The organism is Carboxydothermus islandicus (assembly GCF_001950325.1).
GTDB lineage: Bacteria > Bacillota > Z-2901 > Carboxydothermales > Carboxydothermaceae > Carboxydothermus > Carboxydothermus islandicus.
Genome location: NZ_BDJL01000008.1, coordinates 1 through 16,707, shown reverse-complemented (window position 1 = coordinate 16,707; position 16,707 = coordinate 1). Strand labels below are relative to the sequence as shown.

20 protein-coding genes and 1 riboswitch are annotated in these 16,707 nt (G+C 42.7%); of the genes, 19 read left to right on the top strand and 1 reads right to left on the bottom strand.

The annotated features are described in order from the left end of the window. Positions 1-32 precede the first annotated feature (32 nt). Positions 33-818, bottom strand: coding sequence for an IclR family transcriptional regulator (locus ciss_RS02395; RefSeq protein ID WP_075864722.1), 786 nt, complete (start codon positions 816-818; stop codon positions 33-35). Between the two features lie 169 nt (positions 819-987). Between ciss_RS02395 and ciss_RS02390 the strand changes: the two genes are divergently transcribed. The 19 genes from ciss_RS02390 to ciss_RS02300 all read left to right on the top strand — a co-directional run bounded on the left by ciss_RS02390 (position 988) and on the right by ciss_RS02300 (position 16,594). Next, positions 988-2,142, top strand: a complete 1,155-nt coding sequence (locus tag ciss_RS02390) for an acyl-CoA dehydrogenase family protein (RefSeq protein ID WP_075864721.1) — start codon at positions 988-990, stop codon at positions 2,140-2,142. 16 nt (positions 2,143-2,158) lie between these two features. Next, positions 2,159-3,334: a thiolase domain-containing protein gene (locus tag ciss_RS02385; protein WP_075864720.1), complete on the top strand. Its 1,176-nt coding sequence runs from the start codon at positions 2,159-2,161 to the stop codon at positions 3,332-3,334. A 2-nt stretch (positions 3,335-3,336) separates the two neighbouring features. Further along, on the top strand, positions 3,337-4,344 hold the full coding sequence (locus ciss_RS02380) for a hydroxymethylglutaryl-CoA synthase (protein ID WP_075864719.1): 1,008 nt from the start codon (positions 3,337-3,339) through the stop codon (positions 4,342-4,344). Positions 4,345-4,355: 11 nt separating this feature from the next. After that, complete coding sequence (locus ciss_RS02375; protein WP_011344636.1) at positions 4,356-4,784, top strand: Zn-ribbon domain-containing OB-fold protein; 429 nt, start codon at positions 4,356-4,358, stop codon at positions 4,782-4,784. 54 nt (positions 4,785-4,838) lie between these two features. Beyond that, positions 4,839-5,708, top strand: a complete 870-nt coding sequence (locus tag ciss_RS02370) for a 3-hydroxyacyl-CoA dehydrogenase family protein (protein WP_075864718.1) — start codon at positions 4,839-4,841, stop codon at positions 5,706-5,708. Between the two features lie 18 nt (positions 5,709-5,726). After that, on the top strand, positions 5,727-6,500 hold the full coding sequence (locus ciss_RS02365; RefSeq protein ID WP_075864717.1) for an enoyl-CoA hydratase-related protein: 774 nt from the start codon (positions 5,727-5,729) through the stop codon (positions 6,498-6,500). Positions 6,501-6,515: 15 nt separating this feature from the next. Further along, the gene (locus ciss_RS13090) at positions 6,516-6,668 is read left to right on the top strand and encodes a thiolase family protein (protein WP_077177400.1); all 153 of its coding nucleotides are present in this window, start codon (positions 6,516-6,518) and stop codon (positions 6,666-6,668) included. A 45-nt stretch (positions 6,669-6,713) separates the two neighbouring features. After that, positions 6,714-7,874: a glutaryl-CoA dehydrogenase Acd gene (acd, locus tag ciss_RS02355; protein ID WP_075864716.1), complete on the top strand. Its 1,161-nt coding sequence runs from the start codon at positions 6,714-6,716 to the stop codon at positions 7,872-7,874. Positions 7,875-7,895: 21 nt separating this feature from the next. Continuing rightward, entirely contained in the window at positions 7,896-8,696 is an 801-nt protein-coding gene (locus tag ciss_RS02350) for an enoyl-CoA hydratase/isomerase family protein (protein WP_075864715.1), read from the top strand. A 109-nt stretch (positions 8,697-8,805) separates the two neighbouring features. Then, the gene (locus ciss_RS13900) at positions 8,806-9,024 is read left to right on the top strand and encodes an AMP-binding protein (RefSeq protein ID WP_075864714.1); all 219 of its coding nucleotides are present in this window, start codon (positions 8,806-8,808) and stop codon (positions 9,022-9,024) included. Then, positions 8,952-9,188 carry an AMP-binding enzyme gene (locus ciss_RS02340; RefSeq protein WP_075864713.1) on the top strand — a complete coding sequence of 79 codons (237 nt, stop codon included), beginning with the start codon at positions 8,952-8,954 and terminating at the stop codon, positions 9,186-9,188. The genes ciss_RS13900 and ciss_RS02340 overlap by 73 nt, the downstream gene beginning before the upstream one ends. Beyond that, positions 9,185-10,480 (top strand): DUF362 domain-containing protein, encoded by a 1,296-nt coding sequence (locus ciss_RS02335; protein WP_075864712.1) that lies wholly within the window; start codon positions 9,185-9,187, stop codon positions 10,478-10,480. Before ciss_RS02340 ends, ciss_RS02335 begins: the two co-directional genes overlap by 4 nt. Before the next feature lie 98 nt (positions 10,481-10,578). Beyond that, positions 10,579-10,791: an alpha/beta fold hydrolase gene (locus ciss_RS02330; protein ID WP_268874189.1), complete on the top strand. Its 213-nt coding sequence runs from the start codon at positions 10,579-10,581 to the stop codon at positions 10,789-10,791. A 5-nt stretch (positions 10,792-10,796) separates the two neighbouring features. Continuing rightward, positions 10,797-11,114 carry an alpha/beta fold hydrolase gene (locus tag ciss_RS02325; protein WP_075864710.1) on the top strand — a complete coding sequence of 106 codons (318 nt, stop codon included), beginning with the start codon at positions 10,797-10,799 and terminating at the stop codon, positions 11,112-11,114. Positions 11,115-11,116: 2 nt separating this feature from the next. After that, entirely contained in the window at positions 11,117-11,248 is a 132-nt protein-coding gene (locus ciss_RS13775; protein ID WP_143298456.1) for an alpha/beta fold hydrolase, read from the top strand. 163 nt (positions 11,249-11,411) lie between these two features. Beyond that, the gene (locus tag ciss_RS02315; RefSeq protein WP_075864709.1) at positions 11,412-12,440 is read left to right on the top strand and encodes a DHHA1 domain-containing protein; all 1,029 of its coding nucleotides are present in this window, start codon (positions 11,412-11,414) and stop codon (positions 12,438-12,440) included. An 86-nt stretch (positions 12,441-12,526) separates the two neighbouring features. Beyond that, a riboswitch (cyclic di-GMP riboswitch) is annotated at positions 12,527-12,615 on the top strand. 58 nt (positions 12,616-12,673) lie between these two features. Further along, positions 12,674-14,050, top strand: coding sequence for a PDDEXK-like family protein (locus tag ciss_RS02310; RefSeq protein WP_075864708.1), 1,377 nt, complete (start codon positions 12,674-12,676; stop codon positions 14,048-14,050). Positions 14,051-14,090: 40 nt separating this feature from the next. Continuing rightward, complete coding sequence (pcrA, locus tag ciss_RS02305; RefSeq protein WP_075864707.1) at positions 14,091-16,235, top strand: DNA helicase PcrA; 2,145 nt, start codon at positions 14,091-14,093, stop codon at positions 16,233-16,235. 56 nt (positions 16,236-16,291) lie between these two features. Next, positions 16,292-16,594: a hypothetical protein gene (locus tag ciss_RS02300; RefSeq protein WP_075864706.1), complete on the top strand. Its 303-nt coding sequence runs from the start codon at positions 16,292-16,294 to the stop codon at positions 16,592-16,594. Positions 16,595-16,707 lie beyond the last annotated feature (113 nt).

Here is a 16,707-nt window from a genome sequence, read left to right as displayed (position 1 = left end):
AAACACCCCGGAGGTTTAACTTCGGGGTGTTGTTACATATCGGAAAAAATAGCGGTGATTTTTTGCGCGGTAGCTTTAACTTTGTCAGTGTAAAAATTAATTGTTTCTTCATTCACTGAAGAAGCAAGCCCGATGCACGATACAACCATACGAACACTTCCGCTGTTATCAAAAACAGGAGCGCTAATGCCAAAAACCCCCGGAGTGTGTTCTTCAAAGCTCACCGCATAGCCTTGCTGCCGAATTACCTCCAAACTTTGAAAAAATTCCTCTACATTAGTAATACTTTTGTCGGTAAATTGCCTGATTCCTACCTCTTTTACAATTTCCCGGGCTTCTTTTTCTGGAAGGAAGGCCATATAACATTTTCCAAAGGAAGCACTGGTTACCGGAAACGATTGACCGATACTGACGGTAATTCGTATGGCTGCCTCCGGCTCTTCTTTGGCAATGTAAACCAGGCGGTTATTGGCGATTGGCTCTACAAGGACACAGGTTTGTTTGGTGACATCAGCCAGTTCTTTTAAATACTGTTTGGCAATTTTTAAGTAGTCGTTGAATTCGGAAGCACGGCTACCTAAAACAATTAAAAAGGATCCCAGGCTGAACTGCCTGGTGTTTTTGTCGTAGGATACCAGCCGGTAATCCAAAAGAACCTTTAAAATGCGGTGACAGGAACTTTTATTGATATTTAAGTCCCGGGAGATTTCGGCAAGGGTGCGATTTTTATTCCGGTATCTACTTAAATAAGTTAAGATTTTGATGGCCATTTCCACGGCCGGGGCTCCCGATTTATTTTCTTTTTCTTCCAAAGCCATAACGTCACCTCTCCTGATTTATCATACCACTACCAGTTGCTAAAGCGAAATTGTCAGAAAATTTTTAAATTTATTGCAAAATTATTGACATAAAAATTTAAATCCCGTTATACTATATATAAGACAATTATTTCATATATAAAACAAAAAAGCAAGAGGGAGGGGTGCTATGGATTTTACGATCAGTGAAGAACTGCAAATGATGGTGCAGACGGTCAAGGATTTTGTGGATAACGAAGTCGACCCTATCAGCCAGCAAATTGATGAAGAAGACCGGGTGCCGGAGGAGATTATCCAGAAAGCAAGAGAACTTGGGCTTTTTGGTTTGAGCATCCCGGAAGAGTATGGCGGTGTGGGCAGTATTGGCATGCTGGGCAAATGTATTATTTATGAGCAACTTGGACGTACCGCCAATGGTTTTACCACTTTAATTGGTGCGCATACCGGTATTGGTACCACCGGTATCGTGGAGTTAGGCACCGAAGAACAAAAAAGAAGATATTTACCTGACCTTGCCTCGGGGAAAAAATTAGCTGCCTTTGCTTTAACTGAACCCGAGGCTGGTTCTGATGCCGCAAGTATCAGAACAACAGCCGTTAAAAAGGGAGACCGCTATATTTTAAACGGGGTAAAGCATTTTATCACCAACGGTCCCGATGCCGATGTCTTTACCATTATTGCGGTAACCGATAAAAGCAAAGGGGCTAAAGGTGGGATAACGGCGTTTATTGTCGAAAAGAACTTTCCGGGCTTTAGAGTGGGAACTATTGAGAAAAAAATGGGACTGCGAGGTTCTCATACCTCGGAAATTATCCTGGAAGACTGCGAAGTTCCGGAAGAAAACGTCCTGGGCAATGTCGGCGAAGGTTATATCAATGCCCTGAAAATCCTGGCTAAAGGGCGGGTAGGACTGGCTGCTCGCTGTGTTGGTTCCATGCAAAAACTTTTGGAACTGTCTACCCGGTATGCCCAGCAGCGGGTCCAGTTTGGTAAGCCTATTTCGTCTTTCCAGGCTATTCAGCATATGCTGGCGGAAATGGCCGTAGATATTGAAGCAACCAGATGGTTTGCCTACCGGGTAGCCTGGCTTGTGGACCAGGGAGCAAAGGTCATTAAAGAGGCCGCTGCCGTCAAACTGTTTGCTTCGGAAGCGTACGGCCGGGTGGTCGATAAAGCGGTACAGATTTTTGGCGGCATGGGTTATATGAAAGAGTTTCCCATTGAAAGATACTACCGGGATGCCCGGATTACCAGGATTTATGAAGGAACTTCGGAAATTCAGAAGAATATCATAGCCTCCCAGATTTTAAAGGAACTGGGGTAATAAAGGGGTGGCTTGCATGCGGCGGGTAGCCATCATTGGAGCCGGGCAAACTCCCTACGGCGATTTTCCCGAGCTGGGGGTTAAAGAGCTTTTTGCTATGGCTTTTAAGGAAGCAATAGAGAGTGTCGATAAAGGGATTGCCCCCCATGAAATCCAGCAGGCCTTTATTGGTTCTTTAAGTGCTGGCAGTGGTTTTCAATTAGGACAGCTTGCTCCCTTATTAATGGGACATGTGGGTTTACCCAATGTTCCGGCGGTAAGGGTGGAAAATGCCTGTGCTTCGGGGGGATTTGCTTTATATAATGCGATTAATGCGGTTGCTTCCGGACAGTGCGATGTTGCTCTTGCAGCCGGAGTTGAAAAAATGCGGGATGTTTCTTCGACCAAAGCCAAATACTGGCTTGGGATTTCCGGCGATACCGAGTTTGAAAGACTGGCAGGCTTAACTTTTGCCGGGATTTACGCTATAATTGCCCGGCGCTATATGGAGGAATACGGCCTTACCCGGGAGCAGCTGGCCAAAGTAGCGGTGAAAAACCACTATCACGGCAAAATGAATCCCAAGGCTCAATTCAGACAGGAAATAACGGTGGAAACGGTGTTAAAGGGAGCACCGGTAGCTGACCCCTTTACGGTGTGGGACTGCTCACCTACCAGTGACGGAGCAGCGGTTGTCTTACTTTGCAGTGAAGACCGGGTAAAAGAGTTTACCGACCATCCAGTCTTTATCATCGGCTATGGAATTGGCTCCGATTACCTGGCTTTGCAGGATCGAGACAGTATTACAAGTTTTAAAGCCACCCGGCAGGCAAGCACCAGAGCTTACCGGATGGCCGGGATAACTCCAAAAGAAATTGATTTTGCGGAAGTGCATGATTGCTTTACTATTGCTGAAATTTTAGCTTACGGGGACCTTGGCTTTGGCGAAAAGGGAGAGGTGATTAGGCTTTTGGAAGAAGGGGAGACCTACCTTGGCGGACGCCTTCCGGTAAATGTCAGTGGCGGACTAAAAAGTAAAGGCCATCCCATTGGAGCTACCGGCTGCGGTCAGGCTTACGAAGTGTTTAACCAGCTCCTGGGAAGGGCTAAAAATCCAGAGCGCCAGATAAAAAATGCCGAAGTAGGCTTGTCCCACAATGTAGGCGGTTCCGGAGGAACGGCAGCGGTGTTTATTTACCGGAGGGAGGGGTAGCGATGGAAGTGGGGATAGTAAGTTACGGCACCTATTTCCCCGGCCTTGGAATAACCAGGAGCGAATACCAGAAAGCCCTGGGCAACTGCGGAGCAAACTTCAGTGAGAAAACAGTTGCCGATTTTGATGAAGATTCGCTAACGATGGGTATAGCTGCTGCCAGGGATGCTCTTTTTGAAGGTATAAATCCTGAAGAAATTTCCTTTTTGACCTGGGCTTCCACCAGTCCACCTTACAGTGAAAAATTGCTTTCCGGCAGTATTGCGGAAATGCTCGGACTTAAAAAAAATCTATTTTCAGCTGAATACGGCCAATCTACCCGGGCCGGCGGTGAGGCTTTTTTAACGGCAGTAAGCTTAGTAAAAGGAGGCTTTGGCCAAAAAGCTCTGGTTATCGTGGCTGATGCTCCCAGGGCAAATGTTAAAGACCCCATTGAGCACGGACTGGCTGCAGGCAGTGCTGCCTTTATCCTGGGAACAGAAAATCCTCTGGCTGTGGTAGATAACTTTGTAGCTCTGGTCCAGGAAAATTTAGGCGAACGTTTTCGCAAAGCTGGCAGCGGTGAAATAAAAGATATTGGCGTTAAAACCTTTACCGGTGAGGCCTATCAAAAGTTGATAGCAAAGGCGGTAACCGAACTTTTGGAAAAAGAAAATTTAAAGCCGGCTGATTACAATTATGCTGTCTTTCACGAAATTGAAAGCCGCCTTCCCCTGAAAGCTGGCAAAAAACTTGGTTTTACTGACGAACAAATGCTGCCAGGCCTGCTTTACGAAAATACGGGTGATACCGGTGCTGCTTCTCCCTTTTTAAGTCTGGCGGCAGTTCTGGACCGGGCTAAACCGGGAGAAAAAGTAATTGTAACCACTTATGGTTCCGGCGCCGGGGTGATAGCTTTTAGTTTAACTGTGAAAAAACCAGCAAATAGAGTGCCGGTTCGAGAAAAGCTTGCCTCAGGGAAAAAATATTTAAATTTTATTCAGTACCTCAGAGTTAAGAGGTATTTATAAGGGGTGAAGCCATGGGTGCGCATATTTCGATCCCTATGTACCAGCGGGCGGTAAAACAGAGATACCGCCTGGTAGGTTTAAAATGCTCCAACTGCGGTCAAATAATTTTTCCCCCCAAGGCTGGCTGTAAATCCTGCGGGGCGCTGGATAATTTTACCGAAGTGCAATTAAGCGGGCGCGGCAAAATTTATTCCTATACCGTTATTGCTGGAGCGGGAGCGCCTCCGGAATTTTCCGAAGAAGCGGCATACCGGGGAGCTTATCCGGTGGTGCTGGTGGAATTGGAGGAAGGTCCCCGGATTATAGCTCAATTGACCGAACCGGTACCGGCAGAAATTAAAATTGGGATGCCGGTGGAGATGGTTTTGCGGCAAATTTACACGGAAGAAGATGTAATCCGCTATGGTTATAAGTTTAAAGTCCTTGAAGGAGAGAAATAAAGCTGGCAAAAGTAATTGCTGGCAGTGAAAAAGAACAAAAGGGAGGTATCTTTTATGGAAGTTAAAAAAATTTGTGTTGTTGGGGCCGGCAACATGGGTCACCAGATTTCTCTGGCTGCAGCTTTGGCCGGCTATCAAGTCACCTGTACCGACATTAACGAAGAAATTTTAAACAAGGCCAAAAAATTTGTGGAAACCTACTTACCAGAAAGGGTGGCGAAAGGAAAACTTACCGAGGAAGCAGCTAATAAAGCTAAAGAGAACCTGACTTTTACCTTGAGTCTGGAGGAAGCCTGCAAAGATGTGGACTTTGTCATTGAAGCGGTAATTGAAAAGCTGGATGTCAAGCGGGAATTATTTAAAAAGCTTGATGAACTTACCCCTCCCCATGCCATTTTAGCTACCAACAGCTCCTACATTGTCAGCTCCAAAATTGCCGATGTTACCAAACGCCCGGAAAAAGTTTTAAATATGCATTTCTTTAACCCAGCTCTGGTCATGAAACTGGTTGAAGTGGTTAAAGGACCTCATGTTGCCGATGAAACTGCAGAAGTGACGATGGAAGTAGCCCGGAAAATGGGCAAAGTTCCGGTTTTACTGCAAAAAGAAATTTACGGCTTTCTGGTAAACCGCATTTTAGCGGCTATTAAGGCTGAAGCGTTCTATTTGTATGAAATAGGAATAGCCGATTATAAGGATATTGATACTGCGGTGGAACTTGGCCTTGGTCACCCGATGGGACCCTTTAGGTTAATGGATTTAACCGGTATCGACCTTACTTATTACGTTGAAATGGAAAGATACCGGGAAAGCCGGGATCCTGCTATGAAGCCATCGCCTACTGTAGTGGAGAAATTTGTTAAAGGAGAATGGGGCCGGAAAGTTGGTAAAGGCTTTTATGATTACACCCAGGAGAAAAAATAGAAAGCGGGGAGATTTGCGGTGGAATTTGAAAAAATTAAATTTGAGGTTGCGGACGGTTATGCCGTTATTTACCTAAACAACCCGCCGGTAAATGCTCTTGGCCAGAAAGTTTTAAAAGATTTACAAAAAGCTTTGCAGGAAATTGAGAAAAATCCCGAGATTCGGGCGGTAATAATTAGCGGGGAAGGAAGCAAGGTTTTCTGTGCCGGGGCTGACATTACGGAATTTGCTGACCGGGCTAAAGGAATTTTACCGGAAGTGGAAGGAAGTGCTCTTTTCCGGCAAATTGAGCTTTTCCCCAAGCCGGTGATTGCAGCGCTAAACGGTAGCTCCTACGGCGGAGGAACCGAATTAGCAATAAGCTGTCACCTGCGCATTTTAGCAGACGATGCTTCCATGGCTCTGCCCGAGGTAAAACTGGGAATTATCCCCGGCTGGGGAGGTACCCAGAGGTTACCCCGGTTAATTGGTAAAACCAGAGCGTTGGAAGCAATGCTTACCGGAGAGCCTATAACCGCTGAAGAAGCCTTAAGGTACGGGCTGGTAAATAAAGTTGTACCTAAAGACCAGGTACTGACAGAAGCCCGGGCGCTGGCAGCTAAGCTTGCCAAAGGGGCGCCCATTGCTATGCGGGAAATTTTAAAGGCGGTAACTTTAGGGCTGGATACTTCAATAGAAGAAGGTTTAAAAATTGAGAAAGAAGGTTCCAAAGTGGCGTTTAGCAGTGAAGATGCGGTGGAAGGAAGAACTGCTTTCTTTGAAAAACGGCCGCCGAATTTTAAAGGCCGGTAAAAGGGGAGGGGGAAAATGCGTGATGCGGTAATTGTGGGGGCAGTAAGAACGCCCATTGCCAAAGAAAAAGGAGCATTAAAAGACCTGCCACCGGAGGTTTATGCGGCGGAGGTAATTAAAGAAGTAATTAAACGAAGTAAAATATCGACGATTAAACACACCAAATAAAGCGGCCAGAGGAATTTTTTTAAAAAAGTTAAGGAAGTGAGGAGCATGAACTTTGATTTACCGGAGGATTTACTGGCAATTAAGCGTTTAGCACGGGAATTTGCCGAAAAAGAAGTAAAACCCTCTGCTGATGCCGATGATAAAGCTCATCGTTTTCGCCGGGACCTGGTGCAGAAAATGGGGGAGCTTGGATTTTTAGGGTGCATTATTCCTGAAGAATACGGGGGTAATGGTCAGGGGTATTTAGCGGTAGCAATCCTCTGTGAAGAAATAGCCCGGGTGCACAGTTCTCTTAGAATTATCTTTGCTGCCAATACTTTAGGTCCTGGAGTTACTATTTACCGTTACGGAACCGAAGAAGCGAAAAAGAAGTATTTACCCGGTCTTGTCAGTGGTGCTTTAATAGGATGCTTTGCTATTACTGAACCCAATGCTGGTTCTGACGTAGCTTCAATGACCACAAAAGCTATCCGTAATGGGAACTATTATATCTTAAACGGGAGCAAAATGTGGATTTCCCTGGCGCCGGTAGCGGATATTGCTTTGGTTTATGCTTATACCGACCCAACCCGGAGGGCCAAAGGGATGTCGGCTTTTATTGTGGACTTAAACAGCGAAGGTATCACTGTTGAACCCATTGAGGAAAAACTGGGAAACTGGGCGTCACCGGTGGGGGCGATTACTTTTGAAAATGTCCGGGTTCCAGGAGAAAACTTATTAGGGCAGGAAGGGCAGGGTTTTAAAATTTGCATGCAGCAATTAGATGATACCAGGCTTGCTTCAGCCGCTGGAGCGGTTGGGGTAGCTCAGGCCTGCCTGGATGCTGCTGTTGAATATGCCAACACCCGGGAACAGTTCGGGCAAAAAGTTGGCCAGTTTCAGATGATCCAGGACTGGATTGCCCAGATGGTGGTGGAGATTGAAGCGGCTCGACTTTTAACTTACCGGGCGGCTTTTCTAAAAGATAAAGGAGTACCAAATACCCGGGAAACATCAATGGCAAAGCTTTTTGCCGGTGAAACCGCCAGCAAATGTGCCGATTATGCTTTAAGAATTTTTAGTGCCTACGGGTATTCGGAAGAGTACCCGGTAGCGCGCTATTTTCGCGATGCCAAGTACTACCAGATAGTGGAAGGAACCAGCAATATTCATAAGCTTATCTTAGCCCAGGATGCCCTGGGCTACCGTAAGGCTAACCGTAATTAAAATTGTCCGAGGGGGGGAAAGATGAGCGCTCAGGAAATTTTATTAGAAAAAAAAGAGGGTATTGCCACTATTACCTTAAACCGTCCTGAAAAAATGAATGCTTTTACCTTAGAAATGATTGACCGTTGGGTTAATTTTTTACAGGAATGCCAGCAGGATGACGCTGTAAAAGTTATTGTTTTAACCGGGAAGGGCAAAGCTTTTTGCACCGGTGGAGATTTAGAATTACTGGAAAAAACAGCTAAAAGCACTCCTCTTGCCAGTAAAAATCTTATCTGGAAGCATATTCAGAAAATACCGCTTTTGTTATGGGAAGTAATCGATAAACCGGTCATTGCGGCTATCAATGGTACGGCGGTGGGAGCCGGGCTTGATATGGCACTGATGTGTGATCTGCGTTTTGCTGCGGAATCTGCCCGCTTTTCCGAGGGATATATCAGGTTGGGCCTGGTTCCGGGGGATGGAGGAGCTTACTTCTTACCCCGTCTTATTGGTATTGCAAAAGCTTTGGAACTTCTCTGGACCGGAGATTTTATTGATGCCAGGGAGGCACATCAACTTGGACTGGTAAACCGGGTTTATCCTGATGATAAATTACTGGAGGAGACGTATAAATTTGCCGAACGGCTGGTAAAAGGGCCGGAAGTGGCGATTAGAATGATAAAAAGAGCGGTTTATCAGGGGTTAAGGATGGATTTAAGAGCTGCTTTAGACTTAATTTCTTCTCATTTTGCCATAGCGCAGTTTACCGATGACCACCGGGAAGGATTAAACGCTATAAAGGAACGTCGGCCTCCGGTTTTTTTGACAGAAGATAAGTAGATAAAAAGAAGATAAGTAGATAAAAATGGAGGAATTAATGCCGGATATAGAATCATCCAGATTTATGAGTGCACCAATCAGCCAGGTATGACTTAAAGTCCATCTATTTTTGCGTCAGCGGTTCAGCGCCTATCCCGATACCCTTGCTAAAATCGTTGATTTAGAAACGGGGGAAGATTTACCGCCGGGAGAAATTGGCGAGCTGGTAGTAAAAGGACCGCAGGTGATGAAAGGTTACTGGAATCGTCCCGAAGCGTGGGTGTACCCGATGCTTACCGGGGAGAAACGGTCAAAGCCTATATTGTGGTTAAAGAGGGTGAAACCTTAACGGAGCAGGAAGTAATTGAATTCTGCAATGCTCACCTGGCCAGGTACAAAGTGCCGCGCCTGGTGGAATTCAGATCCGAACTTCCGAAAACTGCCGTTGGTAAAGTTTTACGCCGTCTACTGCGGGAGGAAGAACTAAAAAAGCTTGGTGGTGAGAAATCTTGACTAAACCGGTGGTTTCAATTGTAAAGTTTGAGGATGCGTATCACTCCCTGAGAAAAGCCCTTGAACTCTGTGATGGCCTTTCGGGTTTAAAAAAAGATGACAAAATTTTAATAAAGCCCAACTTGGTTTCCTGGGATTTTAACCTGCCCTTTCCGCCCTTTGGGGTCGTGACAACATCGGCGGTTATGGCGGCGCTGGTTCGAATTCTCAAAGAAGAAGGATTTAGCCGGCTGACAATCGGCGAGGGTTCTCTTATGAACCCTCGCCCCATGGGAAGGCAAATTTTTAAGGTTTTGGGTTATGAAAAGCTGGCGGAAAAGTACGGTGTGGAGCTGGTAGATTTTAATGAAGAAAAGTTTACGGAAATAGATTTTGGCCCCATTAAGCTTTCGGTAGCCAATAGAGCTTTAAAAGCCGATAAAATCATTAACCTTCCGGTCTTAAAAACCCACAACCAGTGCAAAGTTTCCCTGGGGATTAAAAATCTAAAAGGTACCATTAACCGCCGTTCCAAAACCCACTGCCACGGTAAAGACTGGGATTTAGAACATACCTTTCCTCATTTAGCTACCCGGCTACCTGTTGCTCTAACTATAATTGACGGTGTTTTTGTCTTGGAAAAAGGTCCGGGTCCTACCGGCAAAGCCTATCGCAAAAACTTAATTATTGCCTCGACGGATATTTTAGCGGCTGATATTGTAGGAGCAGAAATCATGGGTTACCGGGCAGAGAAAATAGAGCATTTACGCTATTTTGCCGGTCTAACTGGGAGAAGCCTTGACCTGCAAAATCTTGAAATTCGAGGTGAAGATCTTAACGCCCACCGGCAATTTATTGATTACGACTGGGAATGGCAGGAGGGGGATTTAGGACCCATTGGTTTTGCCAAAAGGGGTATAACCGGACTTGCCATCAGAAAATACGATAGTTCCCTCTGTACCGGCTGTTCGGGAATGTATAACCCCATGCTTATAATGTTTATGTCGGCTTTTAAAGGTAAGCCTTTCCCCAATGTGGAAGTGGTAAGCGGTAAAAGGCAGCTCGCGTCACCGGGCTTTGACTATACCGTTTTATTTGGCAAATGTGTCTGTGAATTAAACAAAGATAACCCCAATATAAAACATGCTATTGCTTTAAAAGGCTGTCCGCCTTCCATAAAAGACCTTGAAGAAGGCCTCAAGGAAGCCGGTATCTTTTGCAATTATGACGAATACGTAAATTACCGGCACTACATTTTTAACCGTTACAAAAAGGAAGAAGGCTTTGATTTAGAACTTTATTCGATAAGCTAAATTCTTGAAGTAAATGAATGACTTTCAGTGCAAAACACTGAGGTTAACGGCATTCGGATGTTTTATAAAGAACACGGAAGCGGTCCACGCTTCTCTGCATCATGGGTTTAGGAGGCAATGCGGACTGGTGGAGCGATCGGTTTGTCTTTGAGATGAGTGAGGACTTCCGGTTCATTTTACCGGACAACCGGGGAGCAGGTAGAAGCGACTGCCCTGAAGAGCCCTGGACTATAGAAACCAATGCCGATGATTTAAAGGAACTTCTGGATGTCTTGAAAATAGAAAAGCTCACATTTTTGGCATTTCGATAAGCGGGATGATTGCCCAGATTTTTGCCATTAAATATCCGGAACGGGTAGAAAAACTGGTACTGGGCTGTACTTTTTGCGGAGTAAAACACGGGATACCTTCCCAGGCTCTTCTCTGGGGAGATACTTCCCTGGAGGAGCGGGCCCGCAAAACAGCTAACTTAATCTTCTGTGAAGAAACAATTAAAAAGTACCCACAGGTAATTGATTTATTTGTGGAGCGTTACATGAAACTTCCCATTTCCAGGGAAGGCTTTTTCCGCAAGCTAAATGCTATTTTGAACTTTGACAGTTTAAATGATTTAAAATCATCGTCCCAGCCTTAATCATGACCGGGATGAAAGATCAGATATTGCGCCACGAAAACTCCGATATCCTGCGAAAAAACATCCCGAACTCTCGCTTAATGAAGTTTAGCCCCGCCGGCCACGGATTTTTTGAAGAGGTACCGGAAGTATAAGATATTTTGAAAAGCTTCTTTAAAAGCTAAAACTTAACCCCCCCTGAAAAAGCTTCAGGGGGTTTTAAGTTTAGGGGGGAAGGGCAGGAGTCTTTGGAAAAAATTTTTTATTCCAAATGTTTTATTCTAGTATTGTCAATAAAACATGGGGGAGGCGGAAGAAATGTTTGAAAGGAATTACTATGTCTCTGGAAATGATATTTTAAATTTAAATCTAACTCACGGTTCGGATTTAGATGGCATTGTATGTGCGTACCTTTTTAAAACTCTTTATCCTGATGGAGTAGTACTTGCTTTTGGTTCGCCTACTGAAGCGTTTAATTTCTATAAAGAAAATCTTAGAAGTAGCGAAAAGGCAAGAGTTTTCATTACTGACCTTGGATTACCTGTGCTGGCAAAAGAATTTTCTAAGAAGGGAGCTGAGGAGATTTACTATTTCGACCATCATGAAGATTCTTGTCAGTATTCACAAAAAGCTGAGATTAACGGCTATATTGTTGATGTCAACAAATCAGCTTCTACCCTCTTCTGGGAAAATATTGGGGCTCCTGGAAATTTGAAAAAGTTGATAAAGTACGTGGAAGTAAGAGATTTATGGCAGTTGGAGGATGAAGACTGGGATAATGCTTTAAAGCTTCATTTGATCTTCAAGAAATTGGGAAGAAAAAGATTTTTAGACTTACTTATAGAAAAAAACGGTATTGTTGAAAAAATCATTGCAAATTATGAAGGATTTTCTTCAGAAGAAATAAATTTAGTCACAAAAGGAATTAAAGACCTCAACAGCTTAAAGGAAAAAGCTTTACAGAAAGTAGAAGTTGAGAAAGTACGCTGGGTAGTTTTAAAAAACGTGCCTGTATGGCTAAATCAGGAATGGCTTTCGGATATAGCAAATCACCTTCTTAAAACCTTACTGGTAGATATGGTAGCAGTTGTTTCTCCTGCAGGAACAGCACAATATCGTGTAAGCCTTCGTTCAAACGGTGGGGTGCGGGTAAATAAACTGGCCAGCATTTTTGGTGGCGGAGGGCATCCCCGGGCTGCAAGTTTTACCTATCGTGGCTCTGTCGACCAATTAAAAGGGTATATTAAAAGTGGATTAAGTAATAGTAGACTTTCATTAATTGATTCTCGATATATATATAATACAGAATTCCTTTTAAAATACTGGGTAGAAAACCGCAAGATATAGTTTTATAAAACTTATTAATCGACATAAATCGTCAAAATTTCCAAAGAAAATTGGTTAAAATTAATTAAAAAAAGATAAAAATTCTCTCCCGATAAAGGCAAACCTGGCGAAAGCCGGGGGCGCAAAGCTATAGGGGCTAAAGCAGGTTGTCTTGCTATGCCAGCCAGCTGCCGGGGGGCAGGTTCTTATGACCCTTCGGTTTTAGCTGAAGGGTTTTTATTTTATAATGAGGGGTGATTTATATTTTAGAGATTGCTTTAAGTGCAGGGGTTTTTGTGCTTATTAGCTTAGGCCTTGTAAGAGCCAATATCTTAAGGGCTAAATATAATAGCATTTTAAATAAGCCCTGGAAAGAGTTAAGCAAAGAAGAAAGAAAAGAAATAATCCAGTCAATGCCGCGAATTGCTGATATAGAGCCAGGCTTACTTGGACTGGTGGGAGCAACCGCAACTTATGATGCTATAGAAGCATTAACCAAAATAGATTCTACCGTTTTAGAAGCTATAAAGTTTTCAGCCGGGGGAAATATCGATAGCTATAAAGACCTGTTAAGTTATATCCATGACCATTTTGAAAGTTTAGACCACGATTCTCTAGAAGGAGCAATAAATAGGCTGGTTGGATATGTTGGCGAGCAAAAAGTAGCGCAAGATTTAATTGCGCAAGGCCATCATGTAGAATTTCCAGCAGACCCCAATAATGCAGGGTACGATCTTCTTGTAGATGGTCATCCAATACAAATAAAAACAACTTTAAATGAAAGCCTTATTAGTGACCATTTTGATAAATATGACAATATTCCGGTTATTACAAACATTGAAAATTTTGATGTTGCAGCTGTTCATAAAGATGTTTTTGTTGACCCAAATTTAAGCTATTTTGATGTTAAAGAAGCTACCATTTCGACCCTTGATGGCATTCATGATCTCCATGCTTTTGATTTTCATATTCCGGTGGTAACTTTATTGTTTGCTTCAGCTCGAGAATTTAATTTATTAATGAAAAATTATACTGATGTTTTGACTTCATTGAAAAATATTGGATTGGATGTAGCTGGAGTAGGCTTTGGAGGAGGTATAGGTGGAGCTATTGGGGCAGCTCTTGGATTTGGTGTTGGCGGGCCAATTGGGGCAGCTCTTGGTAAAGTTGTTGGCTCTTTAGGTGGAGCATTATTAGGGAAAATGTTTACAAATGAAATAAAATATAAAAAATTTAATGAAATCTTTCAAAAAATACAACAAGCAGAAGTTAAGCTTGGTGACCTTATTAATGCTTGCTCGCAACAGTATTTAATGGAGCAAGAAAACAAAATTAAATCTCTGCGCAGAGAATATGGTTTTATGGGGCTTTTTAAAAAGTATTTTAATCCTTCTTTAAAGACTGTTTTACTTGATAGGTTAATAGCAAACTTATCCAAACACAAAGATGAAGTAAGAAGAAAGTACAATGAACTTGCTGAGTTACCTCCCGGGGAAAGAGTTAGGAAATTTCTTAAAGGTGAATGGAATTATCTAAAAGTTACAAGTGAATTAAAAAGCTTAGTAAAAGATTATTTAAATTTGTTTAATGAGTTAATAAGTGAAGGTAGAAGGGTTAATTTAGTAAAGTAAAACATTACTTAATCATATTTTTTTAAAAGGGGTAGTAAGAATGAATATTTATGATATGGCAATTTTAAATCCTGCCCAAAAAAAAGCGGTTACTCATGCATTTGGTCCTCTTTTGATACTTGGCGGAGCTGGTACAGGGAAGACTCTTGTTTTAGCTTACCGTATTGCCTACTTACTTCTCCAAAAAAAGGCTAAGCCTTCTGAAATCTTGGCTATTTCTTTTACCAAGAAAGCTGCAAAAGAAATGAGGGAACGGGTGGAATATTTAGTTGGAAGAAGTGCCCGGGAAATCTGGATTTCTACTTTTCATTCTTTTGCGTTAAGGATATTACGGAATGATATTGAAAAACTTGGTTTTAGCCGGAATTTTACCGTTTATGATGAGGAAGACCAGATACAGGTAATAAAAGAGTGCTTAAAAGAGCTAAATATTGACGATAAACGTTTTGCTCCCAAGGCTATTGCCTATCATATTTCCTCGGCCAAGGACAAGCTTATTTCTCCCCGGCAGTATAGTGACGATGCCGATGACTTATTTAAAGAAAAAGTGGCGATAATTTATAATATGTACCAGGAAAAGCTTAATAAAAATAATGCCCTTGACTTTGATGATTTACTTTATTATGCGGTAAAACTATTTGAAAATTATCCTCACGTTCTTGAATACTACCAGCGGCGGTTTAAATATATTCTGGTGGATGAGTACCAGGATACAAGCCACGCTCAGTACCGGCTGGTAAATCTTTTAGCCCAAAAACACCGCAATCTCTGTGTAGTTGGCGACCCTGACCAGAGCATTTACTCCTGGCGGGGAGCGGATATTACCAATATCTTAAATTTTGAACGGGACTATCCGGAAGCAAAAGTGGTGATCTTAAAAGAAAATTACCGTTCAACCCAGAAAATCCTCGATGCGGCTAACGCGGTAATTGCCAACAACCGGATGCGCAAGGAAAAAGAGCTTTTTTCTGCTAAAGAACCGGGTCACCCCGTTTATTTTTACCCGGCAATTGATGAAAAAGATGAAGCGGCGTTTGTGGCTTTAACCATCGAATCTTTGGTGAAAAGCGGCGAGTATAATTACAAAGATATTGCTCTTTTGTACCGAACCCATGCCTTATCCCAAGACTTTGAAGAAGCGTTTATGCAAAGAGGTATTCCGTACGTAATATTTGATGGCAAGCGCTTTTATGACCGAAAAGAAATAAAAGATACTATTGCCTATCTTAGAGTTGTAGATAATCCCTACGATAAAGTATCGTTAAAAAGAATTATAAATGAACCTAAAAGAGGTATAGGTGAGGCGAGCTTTGCTAAAATTGAAGCTTATGCCGACGAAACTGGACTGCCCATAGGGTTATTGCTTTTAAGGGATGAAGCTTTGGCTCTGGTTTCCGGGAAAACCAGGAAGGTTTTAAAGGAATTTGGCGAAATGCTCCTCTGGTTTCGGGAATTAAAGGACAGGGTAAGTGTTACCAAACTTACCGAAGAAATTTTGGAACGTTCCGGTTATCTACCGGCGTTAAAAGCGGAAGATACCATGGAAGCAAGGGCGAGAATTGAAAACTTAAACGAGTTTTTAACCGTAACCCAGGCGTTTGAGCGGGAGAGCGAAGATAAGTCTTTAGAGGCGTTTTTGGCAACCATATCCCTTTTAACCGATGCGGATACCGAAGAAGGTGGCGAAAACCGGGTACAGATGATGACCCTCCATGCTGCCAAGGGTTTGGAGTTTCCGGTGGTTTTTCTGGTTGGTCTGGAGGAAGGGATATTTCCTCACAGTCGGGCCATTTTCAGTATTGATCCCCAGGAACTTGAAGAAGAAAGAAGGCTTTGCTATGTAGGTATTACCCGGGCGCAAAAGAGGCTTTATCTTACCCGGGCCTGGCGGCGGACGGTTTATGGCCGTACCGATTATAACGAACCTTCACGCTTTTTAGATGAGATTTCCGAAGAGTTAATTGAAAATCTTTTGGAGGCTAGGCCAAAGGTAACTTCAAAGCAGACTATTCCTACTACCGGTACTTTTCGTCCGGGGGAAAAGGTAATCCACAAAAAATTTGGGCAAGGAGTTGTATTAGAAGTTAAGCCGAAAGATGGAGATGTAGTTCTTAAGGTAAAATTTTCAAATGGGCAAATAAAAGAACTCTTAGGTAGTTTTGCGCCCATAAATAAAGTATTATAAAGTATGAAAAATTAATATTTATTAGTCAAATAGTATAAATTAAGGGGTTGATTTTTGTGATTGAGCAAAAAATTGCTGGTTTTTATAAATACAAAATCAAAGAATTGCAAAATTTTGGTGTCAAATTTGCTGTTTATTCTATTTATTTACCGCTGTACATTCGAAAAATTAATTTAAAATATGAATTAGATGCAGAAACTTTCTTTGAAAATATGATTTACTACGATTTAACTGCAAAACAAATTAGTGATAATTATAGAGATATTAGCGAAAAAATAAGCAAAAGATTTAAGTTACTTCCAGATGTGAAAACACCTTTAAAAAATTTTTATCCTATTAAGCTATCTAGATATGAGTAAATTGCTAAGTTGAGAGAACCGCGCCAAATAAGGTATAAACACAAACCCAAAAATAAAATTACCCCAAAGTAGGGCGAAAAACAGCGGTTTTAAGGAGCAGGAACAAAAGATAA

Bases quoted from the DNA above. Each gene is read 5' to 3' on its own strand.
- ciss_RS02395 (WP_075864722.1), bottom strand. From the start codon at position 818: ATGGCTTTGGAAGAAAAAGAAAATAAATCGGGAGCCCCGGCCGTGGAA.
- ciss_RS02390 (WP_075864721.1), top strand. From the start codon at position 988: ATGGATTTTACGATCAGTGAAGAACTGCAAATGATGGTGCAGACGGTC.
- ciss_RS02385 (WP_075864720.1), top strand. From the start codon at position 2,159: ATGCGGCGGGTAGCCATCATTGGAGCCGGGCAAACTCCCTACGGCGAT.
- ciss_RS02380 (WP_075864719.1), top strand. From the start codon at position 3,337: ATGGAAGTGGGGATAGTAAGTTACGGCACCTATTTCCCCGGCCTTGGA.
- ciss_RS02375 (WP_011344636.1), top strand. From the start codon at position 4,356: ATGGGTGCGCATATTTCGATCCCTATGTACCAGCGGGCGGTAAAACAG.
- ciss_RS02370 (WP_075864718.1), top strand. From the start codon at position 4,839: ATGGAAGTTAAAAAAATTTGTGTTGTTGGGGCCGGCAACATGGGTCAC.
- ciss_RS13090 (WP_077177400.1), top strand. From the start codon at position 6,516: ATGCGTGATGCGGTAATTGTGGGGGCAGTAAGAACGCCCATTGCCAAA.
- acd (WP_075864716.1), top strand. From the start codon at position 6,714: ATGAACTTTGATTTACCGGAGGATTTACTGGCAATTAAGCGTTTAGCA.
- ciss_RS02350 (WP_075864715.1), top strand. From the start codon at position 7,896: ATGAGCGCTCAGGAAATTTTATTAGAAAAAAAAGAGGGTATTGCCACT.
- ciss_RS02325 (WP_075864710.1), top strand. From the start codon at position 10,797: ATGATTGCCCAGATTTTTGCCATTAAATATCCGGAACGGGTAGAAAAA.
- ciss_RS13775 (WP_143298456.1), top strand. From the start codon at position 11,117: ATGACCGGGATGAAAGATCAGATATTGCGCCACGAAAACTCCGATATC.
- ciss_RS02315 (WP_075864709.1), top strand. From the start codon at position 11,412: ATGTTTGAAAGGAATTACTATGTCTCTGGAAATGATATTTTAAATTTA.
- pcrA (WP_075864707.1), top strand. From the start codon at position 14,091: ATGAATATTTATGATATGGCAATTTTAAATCCTGCCCAAAAAAAAGCG.